The 24234-nt window shown below is 53.0% G+C and carries 21 protein-coding genes; 12 read left to right on the top strand and 9 right to left on the bottom strand.

What is annotated here, in order from left to right:
* Positions 1-17 precede the first annotated feature (17 nt).
* Both FKW31_RS14970 and FKW31_RS14965 read left to right on the top strand, forming a co-directional pair.
* The gene (locus FKW31_RS14970) at positions 18-1955 is read left to right on the top strand and encodes a M3 family oligoendopeptidase (RefSeq protein ID WP_063354462.1); all 1938 of its coding nucleotides are present in this window, start codon (positions 18-20) and stop codon (positions 1953-1955) included.
* A 2-nt stretch (positions 1956-1957) separates the two neighbouring features.
* Positions 1958-3322: an AarF/ABC1/UbiB kinase family protein gene (locus tag FKW31_RS14965; protein WP_150178958.1), complete on the top strand. Its 1365-nt coding sequence runs from the start codon at positions 1958-1960 to the stop codon at positions 3320-3322.
* A 63-nt stretch (positions 3323-3385) separates the two neighbouring features.
* Here the strand turns inward: FKW31_RS14965 and FKW31_RS14960 are convergent, their stop codons facing one another.
* Entirely contained in the window at positions 3386-3991 is a 606-nt protein-coding gene (locus tag FKW31_RS14960) for a hypothetical protein (protein WP_006117497.1), read from the bottom strand.
* A gap of 221 nt (positions 3992-4212) precedes the next feature.
* Here FKW31_RS14960 and ispH point away from each other — a divergent pair, with 221 nt between their 5' ends.
* The 4 genes from ispH to FKW31_RS14940 are packed head-to-tail and all read left to right on the top strand — an operon-like array spanning position 4213 to position 8223.
* Positions 4213-5214 (top strand): 4-hydroxy-3-methylbut-2-enyl diphosphate reductase, encoded by a 1002-nt coding sequence (ispH, locus tag FKW31_RS14955; protein ID WP_026019375.1) that lies wholly within the window; start codon positions 4213-4215, stop codon positions 5212-5214.
* A gap of 9 nt (positions 5215-5223) precedes the next feature.
* Entirely contained in the window at positions 5224-6198 is a 975-nt protein-coding gene (locus FKW31_RS14950; protein ID WP_006117496.1) for a homoserine kinase, read from the top strand.
* Entirely contained in the window at positions 6182-6676 is a 495-nt protein-coding gene (gene rnhA, locus FKW31_RS14945) for a ribonuclease HI (RefSeq protein WP_035351875.1), read from the top strand. Before FKW31_RS14950 ends, rnhA begins: the two co-directional genes overlap by 17 nt.
* Before the next feature lie 56 nt (positions 6677-6732).
* Positions 6733-8223 (top strand): hypothetical protein, encoded by a 1491-nt coding sequence (locus FKW31_RS14940; RefSeq protein ID WP_238332873.1) that lies wholly within the window; start codon positions 6733-6735, stop codon positions 8221-8223.
* 14 nt (positions 8224-8237) lie between these two features.
* On the opposite strand, the gene FKW31_RS14935 is transcribed toward FKW31_RS14940, so the two are convergent.
* Genes FKW31_RS14935 through FKW31_RS14925 form a run of 3 tightly spaced genes read right to left on the bottom strand, consistent with a single transcriptional unit; the run spans position 8238 to position 11357 of the window.
* Complete coding sequence (locus FKW31_RS14935) at positions 8238-9266, bottom strand: hypothetical protein (RefSeq protein WP_150178956.1); 1029 nt, start codon at positions 9264-9266, stop codon at positions 8238-8240.
* On the bottom strand, positions 9263-10078 hold the full coding sequence (locus FKW31_RS14930) for an NAD kinase (protein WP_006117493.1): 816 nt from the start codon (positions 10076-10078) through the stop codon (positions 9263-9265). The genes FKW31_RS14935 and FKW31_RS14930 overlap by 4 nt, the downstream gene beginning before the upstream one ends.
* Before the next feature lie 49 nt (positions 10079-10127).
* On the bottom strand, positions 10128-11357 hold the full coding sequence (locus FKW31_RS14925; RefSeq protein ID WP_063354458.1) for a glycosyltransferase family 4 protein: 1230 nt from the start codon (positions 11355-11357) through the stop codon (positions 10128-10130).
* A gap of 88 nt (positions 11358-11445) precedes the next feature.
* On the opposite strand from FKW31_RS14925, the gene FKW31_RS14920 reads away from it, so the two are divergent.
* From FKW31_RS14920 to infC, 4 genes are all read left to right on the top strand, one after another.
* Positions 11446-12309 carry a hypothetical protein gene (locus FKW31_RS14920; protein WP_150178955.1) on the top strand — a complete coding sequence of 288 codons (864 nt, stop codon included), beginning with the start codon at positions 11446-11448 and terminating at the stop codon, positions 12307-12309.
* On the top strand, positions 12306-13262 hold the full coding sequence (locus FKW31_RS14915) for a glycosyltransferase family 9 protein (RefSeq protein ID WP_150178954.1): 957 nt from the start codon (positions 12306-12308) through the stop codon (positions 13260-13262). Before FKW31_RS14920 ends, FKW31_RS14915 begins: the two co-directional genes overlap by 4 nt.
* 45 nt (positions 13263-13307) lie before the next feature.
* The gene (thrS, locus tag FKW31_RS14910; protein WP_063354455.1) at positions 13308-15239 is read left to right on the top strand and encodes a threonine--tRNA ligase; all 1932 of its coding nucleotides are present in this window, start codon (positions 13308-13310) and stop codon (positions 15237-15239) included.
* 155 nt (positions 15240-15394) lie between these two features.
* Positions 15395-15931, top strand: coding sequence for a translation initiation factor IF-3 (gene infC, locus FKW31_RS14905; protein ID WP_035351884.1), 537 nt, complete (start codon positions 15395-15397; stop codon positions 15929-15931).
* A 68-nt stretch (positions 15932-15999) separates the two neighbouring features.
* Here infC and FKW31_RS14900 read toward each other — a convergent pair whose 3' ends face one another.
* The 5 genes from FKW31_RS14900 to abc-f all read right to left on the bottom strand — a co-directional run bounded on the left by FKW31_RS14900 (position 16000) and on the right by abc-f (position 21851).
* On the bottom strand, positions 16000-16713 hold the full coding sequence (locus FKW31_RS14900) for an SIMPL domain-containing protein (RefSeq protein ID WP_035351887.1): 714 nt from the start codon (positions 16711-16713) through the stop codon (positions 16000-16002).
* 210 nt (positions 16714-16923) lie between these two features.
* On the bottom strand, positions 16924-17805 hold the full coding sequence (locus FKW31_RS14895; protein WP_150178953.1) for a HAMP domain-containing sensor histidine kinase: 882 nt from the start codon (positions 17803-17805) through the stop codon (positions 16924-16926).
* Between the two features lie 94 nt (positions 17806-17899).
* Complete coding sequence (locus FKW31_RS14890) at positions 17900-18577, bottom strand: response regulator transcription factor (RefSeq protein ID WP_006117486.1); 678 nt, start codon at positions 18575-18577, stop codon at positions 17900-17902.
* Positions 18578-18652: 75 nt separating this feature from the next.
* Entirely contained in the window at positions 18653-19777 is a 1125-nt protein-coding gene (locus tag FKW31_RS14885) for an AI-2E family transporter (protein ID WP_006117485.1), read from the bottom strand.
* Between the two features lie 184 nt (positions 19778-19961).
* Positions 19962-21851, bottom strand: a complete 1890-nt coding sequence (abc-f, locus tag FKW31_RS14880) for a ribosomal protection-like ABC-F family protein (RefSeq protein ID WP_150178952.1) — start codon at positions 21849-21851, stop codon at positions 19962-19964.
* Positions 21852-21986: 135 nt separating this feature from the next.
* Between abc-f and ndk the strand changes: the two genes are divergently transcribed.
* A complete protein-coding gene (ndk, locus tag FKW31_RS14875) occupies positions 21987-22409 on the top strand; it encodes a nucleoside-diphosphate kinase (protein WP_026019373.1) in 423 nt (140 codons plus the stop codon).
* A 262-nt stretch (positions 22410-22671) separates the two neighbouring features.
* Positions 22672-24231 carry a hopanoid C-3 methylase HpnR gene (gene hpnR, locus FKW31_RS14870; protein ID WP_035351893.1) on the top strand — a complete coding sequence of 520 codons (1560 nt, stop codon included), beginning with the start codon at positions 22672-22674 and terminating at the stop codon, positions 24229-24231.
* The last annotated feature ends 3 nt before the right edge of the window (positions 24232-24234 follow it).

Here is a 24234-nt window from a genome sequence, read left to right as displayed (position 1 = left end):
GGAAACCTTTCGCCCATTTGTTTTTCATATCTGTTGTGCATGTGAACCGCGCTTATGTTTGCGGCCTCTCGCTTCCAGCAGAAATGCACTGTAAAGTGTTAGATATGGAACACACAGCGCATTCCCTCCGTTCACATCCGCTTCCGGTTTTTGCAACGGAAGCCGGTACCGTTGCCAACACACCTGCAGGGCAGGGGGCGGCCTCTCTTCCGCGTTGGGATCTTTCAGCCCTTTACGCGGGTATGGATGATCCGAAGCTGCACGCTGATTTGGCTGAGGCAGAAAAAAAAGCTCAGGCTTTTGCCAAGCAGTATCAGGGCAAAATTAGCGGCCTTTCCGGCAAGGAATTGGCAGACGCCATAGCAACCTTTGAAATTATTGAGGAAATGCTGGGCAAGGCAGGTTCTTATGCCTCTCTGCTGTTTGCCGCAGATTCTTCAGATGCTTCCATCAGCCAGTTTAGCCAGTCCATCAATGAACGGCTGACAGCCATTTCCACCCATTTGCTGTTTTTTACGCTGGAACTGAACCGGCTGGAAGAAGCAGATCTTCGGGAAAAGCTACAAGATCCCACACTGGCGCATTGGCAGCCTTACCTGCGTGATATCCGCATGTATCGTCCGCATCAGCTTTCTGATGATGTGGAAAAGGTTCTGCTGGAAAAATCTGTAACCGGTGGGCAGGCATGGTGCCGTCTGTTTGATGAAACCATTGCGGCTTTGCGCGTCACACTGGATGGGCAGGAAATTACGGTAGGGGATGCGCTTAACCGTTTGTCCGATACAAACCGGGCAACAAGAGAGCAGGCAGGTAAAGCCGTAGGTGGCGTTTTTGAAAAAAATGTCCGCCTGTTTGCGCTCATTACAAACACGCTGGCCAAGGATAAATCCATCTCGGATAATCTGCGGCATTTTGCACGGCCAACTTCCTCCCGCAATCTTTCCAACATGGTGGAAGATGAGGTGGTGGATGCTCTTGTTTCTGCTGTGCGGTCTGATTATCCGCGCCTTTCCCATCGCTACTATGCCCTAAAAGCCAAATGGATGGGGCTGGATAAGCTGGAGCACTGGGACCGCAACGCCCCACTGCCTGGGAATGATGATAAGCTGATTCCGTGGTCTGAAGCCAAGAATATTGTGCAAAAGGCATATGATGGGTTTGACCCACGTATGGGCAAGGTTATCAACACCTTCCTGACCAATCCGTGGATTGATGTGCCACCAGCACCGGGTAAGTCTCCCGGCGCTTTTGCACATCCTACTGTGCCTTCAGCACATCCTTATATTCTGCTGAACTATCATGGTCGTATCCGCGATGTCATGACGCTGGCGCATGAACTGGGCCACGGTGTGCATCAGGTTATGGCGGCAAAGCAGGGCTACTTCATGTCCGATACGCCGCTGACATTGGCAGAAACGGCCAGTGTGTTTGGCGAGATGCTGACATTCCAGTCTTTGCTGGATGCAGAAAAAGACCCACAGCGCCGCCGTCTGCTGCTGGCTGCCAAGGTTGAGGATATGCTCAATACTGTGGTGCGTCAGATTGCGTTTTATGAATTTGAAACCCGCGTGCACGATGCCCGTAAAAAAGGCGAGCTGCTTCCTGAACAAATTGGTGCCATCTGGCGCGGTGTGCAGACAGAAAGCCTCGGCCCGGCCTTTAATTTTACGCCGGAATACGATGTGTTCTGGGCTTACATTCCGCACTTCATCCATTCTCCGTTCTATGTGTATGCCTATGCATTCGGAGATTGCTTGGTGAACGCGCTGTATCAGGTGTTCAGTGAGGGCGCGCCGGGTTTCCAGGATAAATATATTGCCATGCTGGAAGCCGGTGGCACCCTGCGCCATAAGGAGCTGCTGGCCCCCTTTGGGCTGGATGCATCTGATCCGGGTTTCTGGCGCAAGGGGCTGGATGTTATTTCCGGCTTTATTGACCAGTTGGAGCAGGGCTGATTATGGCGCGAGATATGGATAATACCGGCGTTTTTGGTGAACTGCGCCGTATGGTGCAAACAACCGGAACCGTTGGTGGCATTGCAGCCCGGCTGGCAGGCAACAAAATAGGTTTGCGCTCTGGCGGGGCTTCTCATGCAGAAGATCTTAAATCCATGTTGGGTGGGCTAAAAGGCCCGCTCATGAAGGCAGCGCAGCTTCTGGCCACCATTCCCGGCGCGTTGCCCGATGAATATGCCGATGAGCTTGCGCAGCTTCAGTCCAACGCGCCACCAATGGGGTGGAGCTTCGTGCGCCGCCGCATGACGGCGGAACTTGGGCCGGGGTGGGAAAAGAATTTCCGCTCCTTCGGGCGGGAAGCCGCTGCGGCTGCCAGCCTTGGGCAAGTGCATCAGGCAGTGCTGGCCGATGGTCGCCGCGTAGCCTGTAAGTTGCAGTACCCGGATATGAAGGCCGCTGTTGAGGCCGATCTGCGCCAGTTCCGTATGGCTATTGGGGTTTACCACAAGCTGGATAACGCCATCCGGCAGGATGATGTGGTGGAGGAACTTTCTGAACGGCTGCGGGAAGAACTGGATTACCGGCACGAAGCCGCGAATATGCGCCTGTATCATTCCGTGTTGGCAGATTGCCCCGAAGTTACGGTGCCCTTACCAATAGATGAACTCTGCACGCAGCGGTTGCTGACGATGGAATGGGTGCAGGGGCAGAATCTGAATGCAGCCATAAAAGCAGGTCTTACGGAAGAGCAGAAAAAACGCATTGCGCGTGCGCTGTTCCGGGCATGGTATGTGCCGCTGTATCAGTATGGCGTGGTGCATGGTGACCCGCACATGGGCAACTTTACCATGAGGGAAGATGCAGGCCTGAACCTACTGGATTTTGGGGCCATCCGTATTTTCCAGCCTTCGTTCATCAAGGGGAATATTGACCTGTATTACGCGCTCCGTAACAAGGATATGGACATGGCCGCCCATGCTTATGAAGCATGGGGTTTCCGTGACCTAACGCGTGAGAAAGTGGCTGTTCTGAACGAATGGGCAGGGCTGTTATATGCCCCGCTGATGGTGGATGAAGAACGCTACATTCAGGATGACAACAACCCAGCCCTTGGGCGGGAAATTCTTTCCAAAGTGCATGATGGGCTGCAAAAAGCCGGAGGCGTGCGCCTGCCGCGTGAATTTGTGCTGGTTGATCGTTCAGCCCTTGGGCTTGGATCTGTGTTCATGCGGCTGAAAGTTAAGATGAACTGGTACCAATTGTTCCATGAAATCGTGCAGGATTTTGATGAGCAGGCTCTGGCCCAGCGTCAGCAGGCTGCCGTTAAGGCAGCACATTTTCCACCAGCAACGCAGTCGGCTTCCTGATTAAAGGCAAAGCTTGCTTTGCTGGGGTGTGCTAAAAGCCCCAGCAAAGTAAGGTGGCTTACCTCAGTAAGCCTGATAAGCCGCGCGTTTAAGGTGAACCTGATTATATTCAAGCTGATCCTTGGTCAGCTGAAAACCAACTTCAAACCGATAATCTGAATCCACGTTTTTGGGTGGAATGGGCAGATCCACCGTGATCACCTTTGTATCGTCTTCAAAGGTAGAGAGATTGGCCGGGAAGGACACGGTGTGGTGGAAGACATGTTTGTTCACAATTCTGTCTCCATGCAGCACGGCAATAAACCACGGTAGGGTAAGCGTATTGGCTGCCGCGGCTGGGCCGCGTTCGATCACAAAGCGCAACACGATTCGGGTTTTCAGATCCTTGGGGCCAGCGGCAAGGCAATCTCCCTGTAATTGCAGGATGCTGGCGCGGGCTATCATATTTTTAAAGCCCGTCCCCTTGCCTTGATAGAGGTAGTAATCTGCGGCTTCGGATGGAATATGCGTAATGGGGCAGGTGGGCGCAAAATCCATGGATTTGCTTTCACCATCACCGCAGCCACCAAGTGTGGCCAGCAGCCCAAGAGCTGCCAGACCCGGAGCGGCAATACGGGGGAACAGGCTGCGCCGTTGGTTGTGATTAAGGAACATGTATGGATCCGGCATTATCGGTTAAAACGGGTTGAACACAGCAGATAGCAGCCATCACACCCGGATAGGTATGTTTTTCAAGGCTTTGATGCCGTAAAACGGGTTGCATCCCATGCGTCCTTTGCGTAGGCCACAACTTCCGTCACCTTTATGGGTTTCGGGCATAGCCTGTTTTCAATATGCTTCTTCATAGCCAGTTTTCTTCTATACAGTCCGCTGCAACTTTGGGGAACACCATGCCCGATCAAACTGATACCCTTACCCCGCCCCAGAGCGCAGATGCTCAGCACGGCAGATCTCTTAAGGTTCTGCTGGCAGGCCCACGTGGTTTCTGCGCAGGGGTGGACCGTGCCATCCGTGTGGTGGAAGAAGCCATCCGTCGCTACGGTGCGCCTGTTTATGTCCGCCATGAAATTGTCCATAACCGGACAGTGGTGGAAGAGCTGGAAGCACAAGGCGCCATTTTTGTTGAGGAACTGGATGAAGTTCCCGTAGATGGCCACGTTGTTTTTTCTGCTCATGGCGTGCCAAAAACCGTGCCTGTTGAGGCCGAACGCCGTAACCTTTTGTATCTAGATGCCACATGTCCGCTGGTTTCCAAGGTGCATCGTGAAGCTGAGCGTCATTTTGCCGGTGGTGGGCCAGAAAGCCGCCATATCCTGATGATTGGCCATGCAGGCCACCCAGAAGTGGTGGGTACAATGGGCCAACTGCCACCGGGCGCCATGACGCTGATTAACGATGCAGAAGAAGCCCGCACGGTAGAGCCGGAAGATCCAACACGTCTGGCCTTTATCACTCAGACAACGCTTTCCGTGGATGACACGGCAGAAATTGTGGATATTCTGCGTGCGCGGTTCCCGCTGATTGAAGGGCCAAAGCGCGAAGATATCTGCTACGCTACCACCAACCGTCAGGAAGCCGTTAAAACCATCGCGCCGGAATGCGATCTGGTGATTGTTATCGGCTCTCCCAATTCTTCCAATTCCCAGCGTCTGCGTGAAGTGGCGGAACGCTCTGGCACACCGCGTGCGCTTTTGGTGCCCCGTCTGGATTCTCTGGATTGGTCCGTGCTGGAAGGCGTAAACACGTTGGGTATTACGGCGGGTGCTTCTGCGCCGGAAGCACTGGTGCAGGAAATGCTGGCAGAAATGGCCAAGCGTTATACGCTGTGCATTGAAGAGCGGATTGTGAAGGAAGAAAACGTAACGTTCCGCCTTCCTGCACCGTTAGGCTAAAGGTGCTGCATGGCCGTTTATACGGACGTTGGGAACGAGGCCCTAGAAGCGTTTTTACAGGATTACGCCATAGGGTCTCTGGTTGCGTTTCGCGGTATTGCCGAAGGGGTAGAGAACAGTAATTTCCAACTGCGTACAACAGATGGAGATTACATTCTTACTCTATACGAAAAACGGGTGAATGCGCAGGATCTGCCTTGGTTTTTAGGGCTTATGCAGCATCTAGCGCGTGAGGGGGTAACATGCCCCCAGCCTGTGGCAGATTCGCAGGGCCACGTGCTCAAAACACTGGCAGGCAGGCCCGCTGCCATTACCACATTCTTGCCCGGCGTTTGGCCGCGTGTTGTCAGGCTGGAGCATTGTCGCCCATTGGGGCGAGCTTTGGCACAACTGCATGTGGCGGGGCGTTCCTATAAGCCGGAACGTCAGAATGGTTTGGGGCCAGATGCGTGGTTTGCGCTGCTAGAAAGCTGCGGCGCAGGTGCAGATAATGTGTGTGCAGGTTTGCGGGATGAACTGCAAAATGCACTGGAGCATATTCTGCCGTTTTGGCCGGGGCGGGAGAATAACCCGCTACTGCCGCGTGGGCAGATTCATGCAGACATGTTTCCAGATAACGTTTTCTTTCTGGATCATGCAGTTTCAGGTGTGATTGATTTCTATTTCGCCTGCACGGATTTTCTGGCTTACGATATCGCCATTTGTTTGAACGCATGGTGCTTTCAGGCCGATGGGGCGTTTAACATCACCTTTGCCCGGCATATGATGCAAGGGTATGAGGAAATACGCCCATTGGAGCCAGCAGAACGCAAACTTATGCCTGTTCTGGCCAGAGGTGCGGCCATGCGCTTTTTGCTGACCCGGTTGTATGATTGGATCAACACGCCAGCAGATGCCTTGGTAACGCCTAAAAATCCTATGGATTATCTGAAGCGCCTGCGCTTCCATCTGGAAACGGAAAGTGCTGATGCCTACGGATTCTGAAAATACCAGTGCAACAGAACAACCTGCTCTGGAGGTTGAAATCTGGACGGATGGTGGATGCCGCCCAAACCCTGGCCCAGGTGGCTGGGGTGTTCTGCTACGCTGCAAAGGCGTGGAACGAGAACTCTCTGGCGGTGAGCGTGAAACCACCAACAACCGTATGGAACTAACAGCCGCAGCAGAAGCGCTGGAAGCTCTTACGCGCCCTTGTGTGGTGAATTTACACACAGATAGTGAATATGTGCGCAATGGCATTACCCGGTGGCATACAGGGTGGGTAAGGCGTAATTGGCGCAATGCATCGGGTGATCCGGTTGCCAATATGGATTTATGGCGCAGGCTGCTGGATGTCTCCAAGCGGCACGAGGTCTCATGGCATTGGGTCAAGGGACATTCCGGCGTGCCAGAAAATGAACGGGTGGACCAACTCGCAACAGAAGCCCGAGAAAAAATAGAACAGTCTCTTTTAGAGAGCTAAAAACAAACCGGCTGAAAGGCCGGTTTTTTCATGAGACATTGCGAGGGAAAACCACTGTGGTTGAACGCAAAACATACCAAAACGTAGTAGGCTATTTGGTGGCGTTTGTGGTTTTAACGTTGCTTTATACCGCTTTGGGTATGACGCAGCCTTTGAATTCAGACAGTGTTTCGACCTTGCTGGCCGCGCAAGATATTCTGCACGGTAATGTTTTACTGAAAGGGTGGGATCTTTCTACCCAGTCCTTCTATTTTACTGAAATACTGCCTTATGTTGTGGTGTTCGGCCTATTTGGTTGGCATGTGTCTTTTTATTACATTGTGCCAGCCATGTTGTGGGCCGTTGCTATGTTGCTGGCGTTTCGTATCGTACGTTCGGCAACGGGTATTGCGGGCTGGCCGCTTCTGGTTTTGTTAGGGGCACCTAGCGCTTTTGCCATCCATCTGGTGTTGTCACCTTGTTATCATGTCGGCGCATATGTTGGCATGTTACTGTTTTGGTTGATGTGGTTACGCAAACCGCAATGGTTACAATCTAAAAGCTTATTCGCAATCTGTACGCGCTGGAGCGGCACTGTCCTGTTTGTCGCTCTACTACTGAGCAGTGATGATCTGGTTAAGTATACTCTGGCTTTGCCGATTATTCTGGCGGCTATCGGATGCAGTCTTGAACAGCGCGGTCCAAGATATTGCGGAATTGCCAGCAGCATGGTGGGGGCCTTGCTGCTGGAGCACGTTATTAAAACAGTGCTTGCCCATAATGGAGCGTTCCATGTGCCGGGGTTGTGGAGTTCATCTTTTGGTTCACAAAGTCGGGTTTCGTATAATCTAAGCGTTCTGTTTTCCGGCTTCTTACAGTATTTTGGTGCTGATTTTTTTGGAAAGCCGATAACGCTTTCAGGTTCTGGGCGTGAGCTGTTTCATCTGATGTGTGCAGGTGGCACGGTATGGTGCTGCTTTCATGTGCTGCGTAAAAACCGGCAATGGACGCTGTTTGATCTTTCAGCCGCCCTCGCTATTCTTATCATGTTGGCAGCCTTTATTTTTGGCGAACTGACAATGGATGAGCAGTCATTCCGTTATCTGGTTTTTCCATGCCTGTTGTCTGTTTTGCTAGTTGTTCGGCATGTGCAGGTGCCGCGTGGTTATGGCTTTCTGTTTGGTGGCTGCTGTATTTTGTATGCGGCAACAATTCTGCCGCGTCCCGTTTTAGGGTATGCAGCAGCAAATCAGAACTTTCCCGTAAACCATGCTCTGGAACAAATGGGCCTAAAGCAGGGTTTTGCGCCATACTGGAGCGCTGCCCGCAATAGTCTGCCATTTCAGGCACGGCTTGCGCCTATTGAGTTCACGCCATCAGGCATCAAAGCGTTTCATACCCTCAGCAAGCGACAATGGTATGAAACGGGTGGCAATTTTATTGTATGTGAAAGTGCGGATCAGGCCGCACAGGCTCAAACACAGTTTGGGCCTGCACAAAAAGAAATACGCATAGGCAGCAACATGCTGCTGGTATGGTTACACCCCTTTAAGGTGCCTGAAAACTGAAAAGATGCTCGTTTTTAGGGCTCAACGTCAGATTGGTAAATATCAATATAATCCTGCGGTGTGTTAGGGGCGGATTGTTTGGGCAGGCCAATAACGCGCACGTAAATGCGGGTAGAGGGTGTGCCACCATTCATGAGCACGCTGCGCGCTGCCAGCCCGCGGGCCAGTGCCATACGCCGCGGCAATGATGGATCATCCACAGCGCCGGAACTGTAGGCATCTATCAGGGCGCGTTCATGCGGTTTGTCAGACAAACGCTGCCCAAATGCCAGAATGGCCTGATGTGTTTCTGGGTTAAGTGTTGCCGCATCTGGTGCAAAGGTAATGCGCACACCGCCTTCAATAGGTGTCACGGTGCCTGGAGCTTTTAAATCCACAGTTGGCTGCGGAGGCACCGGAAAGGGATGGGTTTCCACGTCTGATGGGGCAGGGGTAAGCTGCGGCAGCGGAGGTGGGGCATTTGGTATTGTTGCCGGCGGTGGCGGTTTATGCGGCTGGGCGGCAGGTGCTACGCTTTTGGTGTCTTGCGCCGGGGTAGGTGCGGCTTTAGCCACGGGTGCGGGTGCGGGTGCGGGTGCGGGTGCGGGTGCGGGTGCTTTGGCTTCAACCGGGGGCTTGGTAACCGGCTTGGGGGCAGGTGCACTTTTAGGCGCTGCTGCGGCTGGCTGCGTGTTTTTTACGCTGGATGTTTCTTTTTTCTGTGCTGTGGAAGCTTGCGGCTTTTCTGCTACGCGGCGGCGCGTTTCAGTATGCGCAGGCGTTGTTGCCTGGCGAGGTGCTGCTTCATGCACAGGTACCGCAGGTGTTGTGGGCGCGGTTATGGGTGCTGCCCCGCCCAAACTGTCCAGAGCCTGACTGTTGGTAACAATCTGAGCATGTGAGACCGCGCTGGTGGCAAGCAAGCTTGCGGCACACAAAAGGGCAAGGCGGCGAGAGAAAGGAAACATGTTCTGCATTAAATGGAAGACTAATCCAGAAAAAGAGGAAGAAGACCAGAGGGAAGCTGCTTTTGGCGCCTGAAAGCGGCCACACTGCGGCATCATGCAGAAAACTGTTCCGCCGCAATACGTTCAGAAAGGGTTTGCCCAGGGTCAAACAACAAGGTTACGGCCAATTCACGGTCTTCCCACGCCTGCACAGAAACAACATCCCGAATTTCTATCGAATCGGCAACGGCTGCAACCGGGCGCTTGTCGTGTTCCAGAACACTAAAACCGACATGGGCCGAGGAGGGCAGAAGTGCCCCGCGCCAGCGGCGTGGGCGAAAGGGGCAGATAGGGGTAAGCGGAAGCAGGTTGCCAGAAAGTGGCACAATAGGCCCGTGGGCAGAAAGGTTATAAGCGGTGGAACCGGCTGGGGTGGCCAATAAAGCGCCATCACAAATCAACTCGGGAATGCGCACCAGCCTATCCACATCAATGCGTAATTTGGCTGCCTGTCGTGTCTGGCGGAACAGATACACGTCATTCAGCGCCAATGCTTCATGTGCTTCGCCATGTGCCGTTACGGCTTTCATGCGTAAAGGGTGAATGATTGCAGCCTGTGCATGCGCCAATCTGTAAGGAAGGTCTTCTTCATCCGTAGGGTTCATCAAAAAACCCACGGAACCACAGTTCATGCCATAAACTGGGGTTGTCAGCCCGGCTTCCAGAATAACGCGTAGGGTTTCCAGCATAAAACCATCACCGCCCAAACAGATCACTACGTCTGCCTCACCGGGGTGGCAGTTGCCATAACGGGTCACCAGCCGATCAAGCTCATCACGGGCGGTTTCTGTAGGGGCCGCCATAAAAGCCAGATGTTGCGGAGGTCGCATAAAAATGGAGGGCGGAGTTGTAAGAGAAGTAGCAGTCATGTCTGTGTCCTGCTTCCTTCCAGGTCAGGAAAATTAAAGTCTTTCTTCCTTATCCTGCAAATGTTGGTTCCTGAAAGAGGGCAGGATCATTTTTAATGCCAGCAAAGTGTTCTGCCAGAGTGGTATCAAGCAGTTCATCATACACAGCCAGTGTGGCATGTTGCATGGCAAAGGTGCTGTAATGGCTCAGTACCATCTGGCGTGCGGCATATCCGATAGCTTCCAGAATTTCTGGTGGCGCAACCAGCACGTCATAAATGGTCTGTGCCAGTTCGTTGGCGTTTTCTGGGGTAAAGCTAAAGCCCGTCTGGCCATGGGCAACGGTTTCTACTGCTGCACCATGATGCGCCACAATAACCGGGCAACACATGGCCTGCGCCTCCACCACTACACGGCCAAAAGGTTCTGGGCGGAGGGAGGGCACAACCACCATGTTGGCAAGCATCATGGCGGCGGGCATATCATCGCAATGGCCTGCAAAGCGCACGCGGTCAGTCAGGCCTAATTGCGCCGCTTTTGTGCTGAGTTCCTGCGCATATTTATCTTCGGGCGAGCACCCGCCAGCAAACACGCAATGCCAGTTTATATCTGGCAAAAGGTCTAGAAGCTGGGCCAACGCATCCAGCACAAGGCTTTGGCCTTTCCATGCTGTTAGTCTGCCGGGCATAAGAATAACCGGGGCATCAGCCGGAAGCGCCCATGCTTCTACCAGACGGTGCACACGCTGGCCGGATACCATTTGTGGCGAAAACTGATCGGTATCTGCCCCGCGCGGGATAGTACGTAGCCGATCTGGCCCGACATGATATTCTTCCGCAAGGCGCTGGGCGATGTGGTTGCTAATGGCAATAACGCGGTCCCCAGATGCTAAAACAGCGTTGTAGTGCCGCTTGCCGGGAAAGGTGTTGGCGTGCACGCCATGCCATGTTGTTACAAAGGGTGTTTGTGTGCGCTTGCAGGCCATTTTGGCCACCCATGCAGGCGCGCGGGATCGGGCATGAACAAGTTGCACATTGTGCTGGCGAATAATGTTGCTGAGGAAATGACTGTTTTTGGCAATCTTCAAGGGGTTTCGGCTGCCACAATCGGGAAGGGTAATGTGCTCTGCGCCACTATGCCGCAGCAGGGGTTCCATACGCCCACCAGCGCTGATGACAAGCGCCTTGCCCCCAGCTTGCGTAATGGCCTGCGCCATTTCTATGGTGCCTCTTTCCACTCCGCCCTGCTCCAGAGCGGGCAGGATTTGCAGGATGGAGGCAGAGGCCAGAAAACTGCTCATGAACAGGGTGTTATCATAATTTGCACATTTTGTGCCATAAGATCAGTAGGGCAGAACTGTTCTTCCTTTTCAGGTTCCCGGCCTGTGCGTGAATGAACCTGTTTGTTATGGAGGCAGGATGAAGTTTTCTTTTGTGCCTACACGGCGGCATCTTCCCTGCGTGGTTGCAGGTACAGCGTTGCTTGTTTCCGCCCCAGTTACGGCGGCTACAGCACGCGGCTATGCTGCGGATACATCCGGGCCAGTAAGCGGGCAGAAATGGTCTGTAGAAGCTTGTATGGCCATGGTGGGGGATGATCCATTTGGCGCAAGAGATTACGCACTGGACTGGGAGCGCCACGGTAACGGAGGGCAGGAAGCCAAGCATTGTCATGCTTTGGCATTGCTGGAAGCCGGGGATGAAGAAAGTGCAGCAGCGGAACTGGATGAACTTGCCCACCAGCCTATAGAGCACGCAGAGCGCGCGCCTTCCAGCTTTCGGGCCGGGCTGGAGGAAGATGCAGCCGATGCCTGGCTTTCTGCCGGGCAACCAGAAAAAGCTTTGCGCAGCGTAGATTACGGGCTGGCGTTTGAGGATGACACCCGCCTGCACCTGTTACGTGCTCGCGCTTTGCTGGCGCAGGATCAGGCTGATGTGGTGGTGAAAGAACTCTCTGCGCTGGTGGCTAAAAAGCCAGATATTGGAGCCGAGGGGTATGTTTTGCTGGCATCGGCGGAACGTCGCGTAGGGCAGCTTGATGCTGCGGCCATGCACGTAGCACATGCTTTGGAAATAGAGCCGGAAAACCCGGCAGCTTTGCTGGAGCGCGGCATTGTGCGTGAACGTAAAGGGGATGCCACCGGCGCACAGGCAGACTGGCAGCGCGTGCTTGATCTGGCACCAGATAGTCATGAAGCAGATCTGGCTCGGCAGGATCTTGCTGTTATGGCCGCAGATCCGGATACACCATGAGCCATTTAATACATTCTGAAAAACCCCAAGGGGCTCCACCGCAACGTATTCTTGTTATCCGTTTGGGTGCGTTGGGAGATTTCGTGCAAAGTTTTGGCCCATTTCAGGCCATCCGGCAGGTACATCCTGCTGCATATATCACTTTGCTTACAACAGCGCCGTTTGTTGAACTGGCCCGGCTTTCACCCTGGTTTAATGAAGTCCTTACGGATACACGCCCACATTGGGCAAATGTGCCGCAAATATGCGCACTGCGTAAGATGTTGCGCGGGTATGACAGGGTTTATGATCTACAGACATCCGCCCGTACAGCGCGTTATTTTGTGCTGGCAGGACGGCCCGCTTCATGGTGCGGGCATGTAGGAGAGGGCAGACTTGCCCATTTAAACCCATGGCGGGATGAGATGCACACGCGCGCCCGCCAGCGTGATCAGTTGCGTATGGCTGGCATAGAAAATGTACCACAACCAGATGTTTCATGGTTGCGTGATAAAGGGCCAAAGCTTGATACCCCCTATGTGCTGATTGTGCCGGGGGCAGCCGTGCATCGGCCTGCCAAACGCTGGCCTGCCAGACGGTATGGTGAGCTGGCGGCAGAAATTGCCCGGCGTGGTTTGTGCCCAGTATTGGTGGGGCATGAAACTGAACAGCCTTTGGCAAAGGATATTCTATCTTATTGCCCACAAGCCCTAAATTTAATGGGTCAGACCACCCTGCCAGAACTTGCAGGGCTGGCTGCGCGGGCGCAATGCGCTGTGGGGAATGATACAGGCCCAATGCATTTGGCTGCCGTTATGGGCTGCCGCTGCGTTGTGCTGTTTTCTGCTGATAGTAACCCCGCGCTTACGGCTCCGTTAGGGTGGCAGGCAGGGCAGGTGCGCGTACTTCGTGTGCGTGATCTTGCATTGCTTTGTGTGCAAAGGGTTGCAGCCGCGCTCTGGTGGCGTCATTAAGCATCTTCTATCAGTTTCTGATTTTCTTTTCTGGAGCCTTTGACCATGCCCGCCATTACCTTGCCTGACGGTTCTGTTCGTAGTTTTGACGGGCCGGTAACAGGCACGACGGTGGCGGAAGCTATCGGCCCCGGTCTTGCTAAAGCCGCACTGGCCATGGAAGTGGATGGAAAGCTGTGCGATATCCGCCAGACCATCCAGAAAGATGCTGCCCTTCGCTTTATTACCCGCAAAGATCCGGAATCTCTGGAGCTTATCCGGCACGATGCCGCGCATGTGCTGGCCGAAGCCGTGCAGGCGCTGTACCCGGGCACTCAGGTTACAATCGGTCCGTCCATTGAAAACGGCTTCTATTACGATTTCTATCGTTCCGAACCGTTCTCCCCGGAAGATTTCGCGGCCATTGAAGCTAAAATGCGGGAAATTGTCGCCAAGGCTGAACCGTTTGTGCGCGAAGTCTGGAAGCGCGATGATGCGATTCAGTTTTTTGAAGATCGCGGTGAAAAATTCAAAGCCGAACTGATTCGCGATCTGCCGGAAGATGAAGAAATTTCTATCTATCGGCAGGGTGAATGGCTGGATTTGTGCCGTGGCCCGCATCTGCGCACCACCAAGGATGTTGGTAACGCTTTCAAGTTGATGAAGGTGGCTGGCGCCTATTGGCGTGGGGACCATCGTAACCCCATGCTAACCCGTGTGTACGGCACGGCATGGCGTGATCAGAAGGAGCTGGACGCGCACCTGCACCAACTGGAAGAAGCAGAAAAGCGCGATCATCGCCGGATCGGTAAGGAAATGGGCCTGTTCCATTTTCAGGAAGAAGCCGTGGGACAGGTGTTCTGGCACGCCAAAGGCTGGCGGCTTTATACGGCGTTGCAGGATTACATGCGCCGTGCCCAGACACGCCATGGTTATCAGGAAGTGCGCACACCACAGCTTGTTGACCGGGCACTGTGGGAGGCTTCTGGCCACTGGGACAAATACCGCCATCACATGTTCATTGCGACGGTTGAGGACGAAAACAAAACCCTCGCCCTCAAGCCTATGAACTGTCCTTGCCACGTACAGATTTTCCGTCATGGCCTGCGCTCTTATCGTGAACTGCCGCTGCGTATGGCGGAATTTGGCGCATGCCACCGGTATGAGCCTTCTGGCGCATTGCATGGCCTGATGCGTGTGCGCGGCTTTACGCAGGATGATGCGCATATTTTCTGCACCGAAGATCAGATTGCAGATGAAACAGTGCGTTTCGTGAAAATGCTGCACGATGTGTATCAGGATCTGGGCTTTGAGCATGTGCGCGTAAAGTTTGCAGATCGCCCAGAACAGCGTGCTGGCAGCGATGAGGTATGGGACAAGGCTGAAAACGCGCTGAAAGAAGCCTGCACCGTGGCGGGTGTGGAATACGAACACAACCCCGGTGAGGGCGCATTCTATGGCCCCAAACTGGAATTTGTGCTGCGTGATGCCATTGGGCGTGATTGGCAGTGCGGCACCTTGCAGGTTGATCTGGTTCTGCCTGAACGACTCGATGCCAGTTATATTGGCGAAGACTCTGGGCGGCATCGTCCCGTTATGCTGCATCGTGCCATTCTGGGATCTTTTGAGCGGTTCCTTGGTATTCTGATCGAACAGCACGCAGGGCGTTTCCCGCTCTGGTTGGCGCCAGTGCAGGTGGTGGTCGCCTCTATTGTAAGTGACGCCGCACCTTATGCAGAGGAAGTGGCTGCCGCTTTGCGTGAAGCCGGGCTGGCTGTGGAAGCCGATGTGCGGAATGACAAGATCAACGCCAAAGTGCGTGAACACAGCGTGGCGCGTGTTCCGGTGATTCTGGTAGTTGGTCGGCGTGAAGCAGAAGAGCACACCGTTGCCATGCGCCGCCTTGGCACGCAGGCGCAGGAGACTCTGAGCTTGAATGATGCGGTTGCACGCTTGAAAAATGAGGCAACGCCGCCAGACTTACGCAAAAAAGGGTGAAGCAGAGTTTTCTTGTCACAGCAGGGCAGCAATGAAGATGTTTTTGTGCTTGCCCTGCTTGATAAAGCGCAGATAATTGCGCACATACTAACAACAGGTAGAAGCGCCCAAAAGGTGCCTCTGCAAATTATTGAAATGTACTACAGGAGCCGACCATAGCCAGATCACCGTATCCCGCGCCGCCCAGCCGAGAAGGGCCGCGAGTGAATGAAGAAATCCGTGTGCCGCAGGTTCGCCTTATTGATGAAAATGGCGAAATGGCCGGTATTATGACTGTGCGTGATGCTTTGGCAAAAGCGTATAGTGTTGGGTTGGATCTTCTAGAAATAAGCCCAAATGCCGAGCCGCCTGTTGCGAAGATTCTTGATTACGGCAAGTTCAAATACGAACAGCAGAAAAAGCGCAACGAAGCCAAAAAGAAGCAGAAGGTCATTGAAATCAAGGAAGTCAAGGTTCGTCCGAATATCGACGAAAATGACTACCAGGTTAAAATGCGTGCTGTGAAAACCTTTATTGGTGAAGGTGACAAGGTAAAGGTTACGCTGCGTTTCCGTGGTCGTGAAATGGCGCATCAGGAACTTGGTATTAAGGTTCTGGAACGCATTCGTGGCGAAATGGATGAGGTTGCCAAGGTGGAGCAGATGCCGCGCCTTGAAAACCGCCAGATGATCATGGTTCTGGCCCCGCGCTAAACCGTGTTTTTAGTCTGATTGCCATTAAAACCCCTGCTTTCTTATTAAGGAAGCAGGGATTTTTTGTTTTACGGGCCAAGCAGGATAGTTGCACGCGCGTTTGCGTGAACATGCTGGGTTTGTGCGGTGCTGGATGGTGCTGCTGCCGAGGCATCTGCACTGCGCGCCATAGACATCATCATAGGCATGGGGCGGATGATGGGGTTTTCAGATATAGTTACGTTTGAAAAGCGCACGACATGCAAGCCCAGAGACGCAGCCACCGTGTCTGCCTGCTTTTTTAGCTCGGCAATGGCGTTCTTTTCAGCATCCAGTAGCAGATCTTCACGCTTGTCATCAGAAATAGACCAATCCAGACTTTCCAGAATAAGGCCATTTGCCTGAAACTGTCCGGCTAAGGGCAGGAGCGCGTTACCATTTTGGGCTTTCAGGCTCAATCTCTGGGTCGCTGTCCAAAAAGCGGGCTCTTTGTCTGGGCGCGTTTCAGAAACATCGTACCCTGTTATCGCTAACTGCACGGCATCATTTTTGCTGGTTTGTTCGGTAATTTTTTGCACCAGCGCATTTACAGCCTGCTGGGCTGTTGCTGCATTTTTGTTACGTGCTTCTGCCCGGAATGTGGCGGTAAGCTGGTCTGGGGCGGAATCTGTTGTGCCAGAAGCAGAAAGCTCAAGCTTGGTAAAAGTATTTGTATCTTCCGCATGAGCTGGGGGGAGCATTGCCATGAATGCGCAGGAACTTGCGGAAAGCAGGAACAACATGGAGCGAGAATAAAAACGCATCAGCGGGTGTTTCCTTTTGATGTCAGAGTTGTTGGGTAAAAATGAATGAGGTTAGATGTTTCCCTGTTGGCAAAGAGCAGCGCTTTTTCTGAGGCTGTCCACCACAGGTGAATACTTACTGCTGCGATAACAATCTATCAGTAGGGCAAGTTCAAGGCAGAAAGGCAATGTATCTGCGGCAAAGGGATGATTGTATTCGAAAACGTTAGATTAGCGATTAATTTCCATAGTCTTACTGATTTTAGTGCGAGGCAAGGGTACCTCAATACGCACGATTAACCCCGGATTGTTGTGGGCTAGATGAAGTTGGCCACCATGACGTTGCACAATCGCCTGCACAAGAGAAAGCCCAAGACCAGAGCCTGAAATATGGTGTGTCTGCTTGGCCCGAAAGAAACGTTGTGTGGCATGCGCTATGTCTCGTGGCGTCATGCCTATGCCGTGGTCAGTTATGGTGATTTCTACGATGCCATCATTTTCTGAATGAGGTGAGGGTAGAATAAGCTGGGCGGAGCAGGCAATGACGCCTTTGGGCGGAGAAAATTTAATGGCGTTGTCCAACACATTGGCAATGGCCTGCTGGAACATGGTGCGATCACCATAAAACGGAAGTTTTTCGGGGAAAATGGTCTTGATCGTTATTCCACGATCTTCTGCAACAGCGGAGTAAAGTTCCAGAATATCCCGTAGGGCAGGCACCAGATCAAACTGGCTAAAGGCCGAATGGCGGCTGCCAGCTTCTATCTGCGCAATACGTAACAGTGCGTCACAAATACTGGTCACATGGTCAAGCTGCTCAATAGCATGCTCAATGGCTGTGCGGAGTTCAGCCTCAGTGTGTGCGTGTAAGGCTCCATCTTCCAGTTGGGAACGTGCACGGGCAATAGGGGCACGCAGATCATGCGCAATGGCGTTGGAAGTTTGTCGCACGTTATCCATCTGCTGGCTGATACTATCCAGCATGGTATTTATGGCGGCGGTAACCTCATCCCCTTCATTTCCGTTTCCGGTGAGTGGGATGCGCTGGGAGAGATTGCCATGAGTGATGGCAGCCGTAGTTTTGTGAATGAGATGAATAATGCGTTGGAACATTTCGCAGATTACTCACTCAAAACAGTAAAGATAAGCTTGCCAATTTAAACCGTGCAAAAAGGTTTTTTATCTGATCCTCTGGCCGCAAAAATGTTCATTCTTGCAGCATGTATCCTGCATTGCGGATAGTATGAACCAGCGGATGATGAAACGGTCTGTCTATTTTTTGGCGAAGACGGGAAATATGCACGTCAATGACGTTTGTCTGGGGGTCAAAATGGTAATCCCACACGCCTTCTAGCAGCATGGTGCGCGTAACAACCTGACCGGCATGGCGCATCAAAAATTCCAATAGGCGGAATTCACGCGGTTGCAATTCAATCTTCTGGCCTGCACGCCGCACATTGCGCGAGAGCAGATCTATTTCCAAATCTCCAATAGTAAGGCGTGTCTGCGGTTGGGCCTCGTTTCTGTTACGGCGCACCAGTGCTTCCAGACGTGCCTGAAGCTCGGAAAATGAGAAGGGTTTTGTAACGTAATCATCCCCTCCAGCTTTCAGTCCGGCCACTTTTTCATCCACATCAGCTAAGGCGGAAAGAAGAAGTACAGGGGTTAAATTATTTTGGTTACGCAATGTTTGTAGGATATGAAGGCCCTCAACACCCCCCGGCAGCATGCGATCTAGAATGATCACATCAAACTTTTCGCTGGCGGCAAGAGATAACCCGCTTTTGCCATCTTCAGCCTGTTCAACCAAGTGTCCAGCTTCTGCAAGACCCTTGGCTATAAAATTGCGAACTGTTTGATCGTCTTCAACAAGAAGAACGCGCATGATCCAGACCTTACATTATCCAGAGCGTATTACCAAAACCTTACGATAAATATACATTCATGTCACGGTCCGTGGTTAAATCTGGTCTTTTTCATCCAGCTTGGGGGTAAGGCCATCCAATGTTGCCATCAACACAGCCGTAAGCGGAGAGGCAAAAATCAGGCCCGGAAAACCCAAGATGGCGCCAAAAAGTGTCTGTGACAAAACTGTAAGAGCAGGAGGCATTTGTACGGCGTGGCGCTGAATAACCGGGGCTAGCACATTACCTTCTAGAAACTGGATCACGCTATAAAGTACAGCCACCATAATGGTTTCCCGCGTGCCCAGAGAAAGTGCCAGCAGCAACGCAGGAACGGCTCCCATAATGGCGCCAATATAGGGGATAAAGTTACACAACCCAGCAAGCACACCCAGCGCCAACGCCAAAGGCACGCCAATAAACCACAGGCCAAGGCCAGAAAGCGTGCCAACGACCAGCATGTCCAAAGATTGCCCGGCCACCCATGCCCAAAGTGTCTGTCCAGCCCTAAGCAGAAGATCACGCACTTTGGGGCGTTTGGAAACAGGCACCAACCGTAGAAAGCCGTTGGCGTAAACTGCGGGGGACATGGCAAAATACAGCCCGGCTATCAGCACAACCAACAATGTGCCGATAGCCCCAAAAGCAGATCCCAGAATGCCTGTCATGGATCCGGCAATGCGAGAGCCAAGAGAGGCAAGGCTGCTGGTATCTCCACCGCCAGCCTGATGTCCCCCCAAGGAAGCAGGCAGGTAGTTCAGGATCATCTGGCCGGTGGGCGTGCTTTGCAAAGTGCTACGCAGTGCGGTTTCCTGCTGGCGCAAGGCATCTTGCAGGCGCAAAGCTTCGCTAATCATGGCTGGGCCGCTGTTCCAGACCAAAAAGACAGCACTGCCAATCAACCCGCAGATAACGGCACTGAGAGCCCACCCATATGGCAGCCGCAGATGGCGCACCAGAATTTTAGACAGCCCATGCAGCACCACAGCACAAAGCACGGATGCAAACACAACCATCAACACATCGCCCATCAACCAGACCACCAGGGCAATAACGGCACCGCTGAAGGTCATACGCAGGATTCTGGAGATGGATTGCAGCCACTCAGCAGAGTGTGGCTTGCCTTCATACGGCCCGCCAGCAAGAGGGGTGGCAGGAGAAGAAGGGGTGTCTGAAGGCATGCGCAAGTGTCTTTCGGAAGGCTGCTTGAAGCTGGAATATTGGGAAGGGGAAGGCGTGGAAGCAGTGTTGCTGCGTTTAAGATGTATTCTTATCCATGTGTCTTACGATCTGAGAAGGAAATTCTGAAAAGTCAGACACAAAAAGCTGGCGCATTGGCAAAAATGCCTCACGCCAGCAAAGGCATCAGGCCTCGTTGGCGGCTGCTTCCATTTCAGCTTCGGCAGTTAGCCAACGTTCTTCCACTTCTTCCTGCTCTTTTTTTAGGGCGACAAGGCGTGTGTTCAGGCGCGTGAGATCCTGTGTTTTTCCTTCGCTATACAGTGCAGGATCAGCCAAGCTGGCTTCAATTTTCTTCTGTTCCTGCGCCAGTTTGGCAAGGCGGGCTTCTGCATCTTTTATAATTTTGCGCAAAGGGGCCAAGGCTTTGCGGGCTTCTGCGCGTTCACGCCGGTCATCCTTGCGGCTGGGCTGGGCGGCATTATCCTGTTTTGGACGGTTTGCAGCGCGGTTGTGTTCGATCAGCCACGCGCGATATTCCGCCATATCGCCTTCAAATGGGGTAATCTTACCATCACCTACCAACCACAGCCGGTCAGCCACCAGTTCAACCAGATGTGGATCATGGCTGATCAGAACTACAGCACCTTCATAGTCTGCCAGTGCACGAATAAGCGCATCGCGGGCATCTAGGTCCAAATGGTTGGTTGGTTCATCCAACAGCAGGAGTTGCGGGGCATCACGCGTTGCCAAGGCCAACAGCAGGCGTGCTTTTTCTCCGCCCGAAAGGTCTTTAACTGCTGTTTCTGCTCGTTCTGCATCTAGCCCAAAGCGTGCAAGCTGGGCGCGCACAACCGGGGGTGTGGCTTTTGGCAGAGCGCGTGCCATGTGGTCTATGGGTGTTTCGTTCAGGCGTAGTTCTTCCGCCTGATGCTGAGCAAAATACCCAATTTTAAGGCGGGGGTTACGCTCTACTGTGCCAGAGAGTGGTTCCAACCTGCCTGCAAGAAGTTTGGCAAAGGTGGATTTGCCGTTCCCGTTGGCACCAAGCAGGGCAATGCGATCATCCATATCTAACCGGAGGGAAAGATTGCTGAGCACAGGCTTGCCCTCATACCCCACGCTGGCACGGTTCATGCTCAAAATAGGTGGAGGAAGTTGCTCGGGTTCTGGGAATGAGAAGTGAGCGGGCGTTTCTTCCACCACGGATTCGATAACGGGCAGTTTTTCCAACGCCTTTAGGCGCGCTTGTGCCTGCTTGGCTTTGGTAGCCTTGGCCCGGAATCTATCAACAAAGGACTGCATATGCGCCCGCTGGGCCGCAATTTTTTCAACTTGCCGGGCCTGCTGTAAGGCTTGCTCTGTGCGAATGCGCACAAAATTTTCGTATCCACCCGGCGTTAGGCTGAGCTTGCCATGGTCCAGATGCGCAATGGCATCCACGCAGGAATCCAGTAGCCCTCTATCATGGCTGACAATCAGCGCAGCCCCTGCGAATCGGCGGAGCCAATCTTCCAGCCACAGGGTGGCTTCCAGATCCAAATGGTTGGTGGGTTCATCCAGCAGCAGCAAATCTGGTTCCAGAAACAGCGCAGTTGCCAAGGAAACGCGCATACGCCAGCCGCCAGAAAAGTCTGAAACAGGGCGGGCCTGTGCAGCGGCATTAAACCCTAACCCTGCCAGAACAGAAGCCGCGCGTGCCGGGGCGCTATCTGCACGTATGGCGCGCAGGCGTTCATGTATTTCTGTAATGCGCACAGGGTCAGTCGCCGTTTCGGCTTCTGCCAGAAGGGCGCTGCGTTCGGTATCACCAGCCAGCACAGTATCAAGAAGCGATGCGCCATCCGCTGGAGCTTCCTGCTTTACGCGTGCCATACGGGCGCGGGCAGACAGGCGAATTTCCCCACCATCTTGGGAAATATCACCCGCAATGGCGGCCAACAGGGTAGATTTTCCGGCTCCGTTGCGCCCGATAAGGCCCACCTTACGGCCGGGCTCTATAGACAGGTTTGCTTGGTCCAGAAGGGTGCGGCCTGCCATACGCAGGGTAAGATCGGATATGACAAGAAGGCTCAACGCAACTCTCGTTTCTTTATGAATCGTGCATTACATCCGGCATGGTACCTACCAGCCCGCGCCGATATGCTCTAGATGGAGCGCTACGGCTGCCACCCTTATGGTGCTGGTATGCCAGAAAAAAGGAGAAACCCAATGGCTAAAGAACGTACGCTATCCATTATCAAGCCGGACGCAACCCGTCGCAACCTGACCGGCAAGATCAATGCCGTGTTTGAAGACGCAGGTCTGAGCATTGTCGCCCAGAAGCGCATTCAGCTGTCCCCAGCTCAGGCTGGTGCATTCTATGAAGTGCATAAAGAACGCCCGTTCTATAATGATCTGGTGTCCTTCATGATTTCCGGCCCGGTTGTGGTGCAGGTTTTGGAAGGCGACAACGCAGTTGCCAAGAACCGCGAAGTAATGGGTGCGACAGACCCCAAAAAGGCAGAACCCAACACCATTCGCGCTCAGTTTGCTGAAAGCATTGAAGCAAACTCCGTGCATGGTTCTGACAGTGCAGAAAACGCAGCGAACGAAATCCGCTTCTTCTTCGCGGAAACCGAAATCCTGCCCTGATCCGTTTTTTTCGGATTCACTCTGGCTGGTGGATTTGCTGCCAGCCAGAGCGATATAAATATGTTGCTGTGGCCCTCTAATGAGGCGCAGTCTGCAAGAGGTAATCACCTTTTGCATGGGAGGTGTGGCTGCAAAGATGGGGTCACGCCTAACATTTGCTCTATAAGCATTCCTCTAATATGTAAGCGTCCAGAGAATTTTTCCGGCTGCGTGTTGAGGAAACCTCCGCGCGCTGTTGGCTTTGCGAGCGAAAAGGAATGACATGAAAGTTCTGGCGGTTCACCCCAGCGCCCTGATGTACACGCGGGTCTTTCTCCGTCTGGAGCCTCTTGGCATGGAGCTGGTTGCTGGCGCAGCTCGGAGTGCCGGCCATGATGTGCAGATTTTGGATCTTCAGGCCGAAACGCATGAAGATTACTGGAAAATGCTCGATGAGTTTCAGCCCGATGTGGTGTGTTACTCCGGTAACTATCTGGCAAACGTGCCAGAAATTCTGGATCTGTGCCGAGAAACCCGCTACCGCAATCCCAATATCTTCCAGTTTGTAGGCGGGCACTCTGTATCCTTTATTGCAAAGGATGTTCTGGAACTTTCTGAAGGTACTATTAATTGCATTCTTAAAGGTGAAGGCGATGCCACGGTTGGGCTGCTGCTGGAAGCCGTGCAGAATGGTAAGGATATTCTAGAAGTGCCCGGCGTTATCACCAAAGATGGTGAAGGGCCGCCCCCCATTTTTGTAGAATCTCTGGATAAAGTGCGCCCAGCGCGTGATCTTCTGCGGCACCGCAACAAATACTTTATTGGCACGCTGGATCCGGCGGCTTCTATCGAATTTGCGCGTGGTTGCCCGTGGGATTGCACGTTCTGTTCTGCATGGACATTCTATGGCCGTTCCTACCGTACAGCCAGCCCGCAGGTGATTGCGGATGAGTTAGAGGAAATTAAGGAACCCGGCATCTTTATCGTGGATGACGTGGCTTTCGTGCATGAAGAGCACGGCATGGCCATTGCCAACGAAATCAAGAAGCGCGGCATTAAAAAGGAATACTACCTTGAAACGCGTGCAGACGTGCTGCTGCGTAATAAGGAAGTGTTCAAGGTCTGGAGTGAAATCGGGCTTTCCTACATCTTCATCGGCATGGAAGCTGTGGATGAAGAAGGTCTGAAGCAGTTCCGTAAGCGTGTTTCTCTGGATAAAAACTTTGAAGCGCTGGAATACGCACGTTCTCTGGGGCTGATTGTTGCCATTAACATCATTGCTGATCCTTCATGGGATCGGAAGCGTTTTGAAACAGTGCGTCAGTGGTGCTTGGAAATTCCGGATATTGTGAATATTTCTGTCACCACGCCGTATCCGGGCACAGAAATCTGGCACAAGGAAGCACGCCGTCTGACAACGCGGGATTATCGTTTGTTCGATATTCAGCATGCGGTGCTGCCCACTACGTTGCCGCTGCCTGAGTTTTACGAAGAACTGGTGAAAACCCAGCAGGTGCTCAACACCAAGCACATGGGTTGGGAAGCACTGAAAGACACCGCAGGTATTGCGGCGCGTCTGCTGCGTAATGGCCAGACCAACTTTGTAAAAATGCTCTGGAAGTTCAATTCGGTCTTTAACCCCAAACTTCAGTTGGCGGATCATCAGCGCCCTGCACGGTATCTGATGCCTGTGCAGCCTGATGCTGTTTCCAAGCTGAATAAGAAAGACCTGTACGTGCATGGTCCCGGTGGGCGTAAAACACGTGCGCTGGATGATGATACTGAAAAGTTTGTAGATACAACGCGTATGGGTGAATGCGCAGAGGCTGACGCCGAAGCCTAAGAT

Origin of the sequence: Acetobacter sp. DmW_136 (genome assembly GCF_008690365.1) — a bacterium.
Lineage (GTDB): Bacteria > Pseudomonadota > Alphaproteobacteria > Acetobacterales > Acetobacteraceae > Acetobacter > Acetobacter oryzifermentans.
Note: the sequence above shows the minus strand (reverse complement) of the source record. Positions and strands in the feature narration are given on the sequence as shown.

Coding starts and splice junctions, on each gene's coding strand:
- FKW31_RS14965 (WP_150178958.1), top strand. CDS start 1,958: ATGGCGCGAGATATGGATAATACCGGCGTTTTTGGTGAACTGCGCCGT.
- FKW31_RS14960 (WP_006117497.1), bottom strand. CDS start 3,991: ATGCCGGATCCATACATGTTCCTTAATCACAACCAACGGCGCAGCCTG.
- ispH (WP_026019375.1), top strand. CDS start 4,213: ATGCCCGATCAAACTGATACCCTTACCCCGCCCCAGAGCGCAGATGCT.
- FKW31_RS14950 (WP_006117496.1), top strand. CDS start 5,224: ATGGCCGTTTATACGGACGTTGGGAACGAGGCCCTAGAAGCGTTTTTA.
- rnhA (WP_035351875.1), top strand. CDS start 6,182: ATGCCTACGGATTCTGAAAATACCAGTGCAACAGAACAACCTGCTCTG.
- FKW31_RS14935 (WP_150178956.1), bottom strand. CDS start 9,266: ATGATGCCGCAGTGTGGCCGCTTTCAGGCGCCAAAAGCAGCTTCCCTC.
- FKW31_RS14930 (WP_006117493.1), bottom strand. CDS start 10,078: ATGACTGCTACTTCTCTTACAACTCCGCCCTCCATTTTTATGCGACCT.
- FKW31_RS14925 (WP_063354458.1), bottom strand. CDS start 11,357: ATGAGCAGTTTTCTGGCCTCTGCCTCCATCCTGCAAATCCTGCCCGCT.
- FKW31_RS14915 (WP_150178954.1), top strand. CDS start 12,306: ATGAGCCATTTAATACATTCTGAAAAACCCCAAGGGGCTCCACCGCAA.
- thrS (WP_063354455.1), top strand. CDS start 13,308: ATGCCCGCCATTACCTTGCCTGACGGTTCTGTTCGTAGTTTTGACGGG.
- FKW31_RS14900 (WP_035351887.1), bottom strand. CDS start 16,713: ATGCGTTTTTATTCTCGCTCCATGTTGTTCCTGCTTTCCGCAAGTTCC.
- FKW31_RS14895 (WP_150178953.1), bottom strand. CDS start 17,805: ATGTTCCAACGCATTATTCATCTCATTCACAAAACTACGGCTGCCATC.
- FKW31_RS14890 (WP_006117486.1), bottom strand. CDS start 18,577: ATGCGCGTTCTTCTTGTTGAAGACGATCAAACAGTTCGCAATTTTATA.
- FKW31_RS14885 (WP_006117485.1), bottom strand. CDS start 19,777: ATGCCTTCAGACACCCCTTCTTCTCCTGCCACCCCTCTTGCTGGCGGG.
- ndk (WP_026019373.1), top strand. CDS start 21,987: ATGGCTAAAGAACGTACGCTATCCATTATCAAGCCGGACGCAACCCGT.
- hpnR (WP_035351893.1), top strand. CDS start 22,672: ATGAAAGTTCTGGCGGTTCACCCCAGCGCCCTGATGTACACGCGGGTC.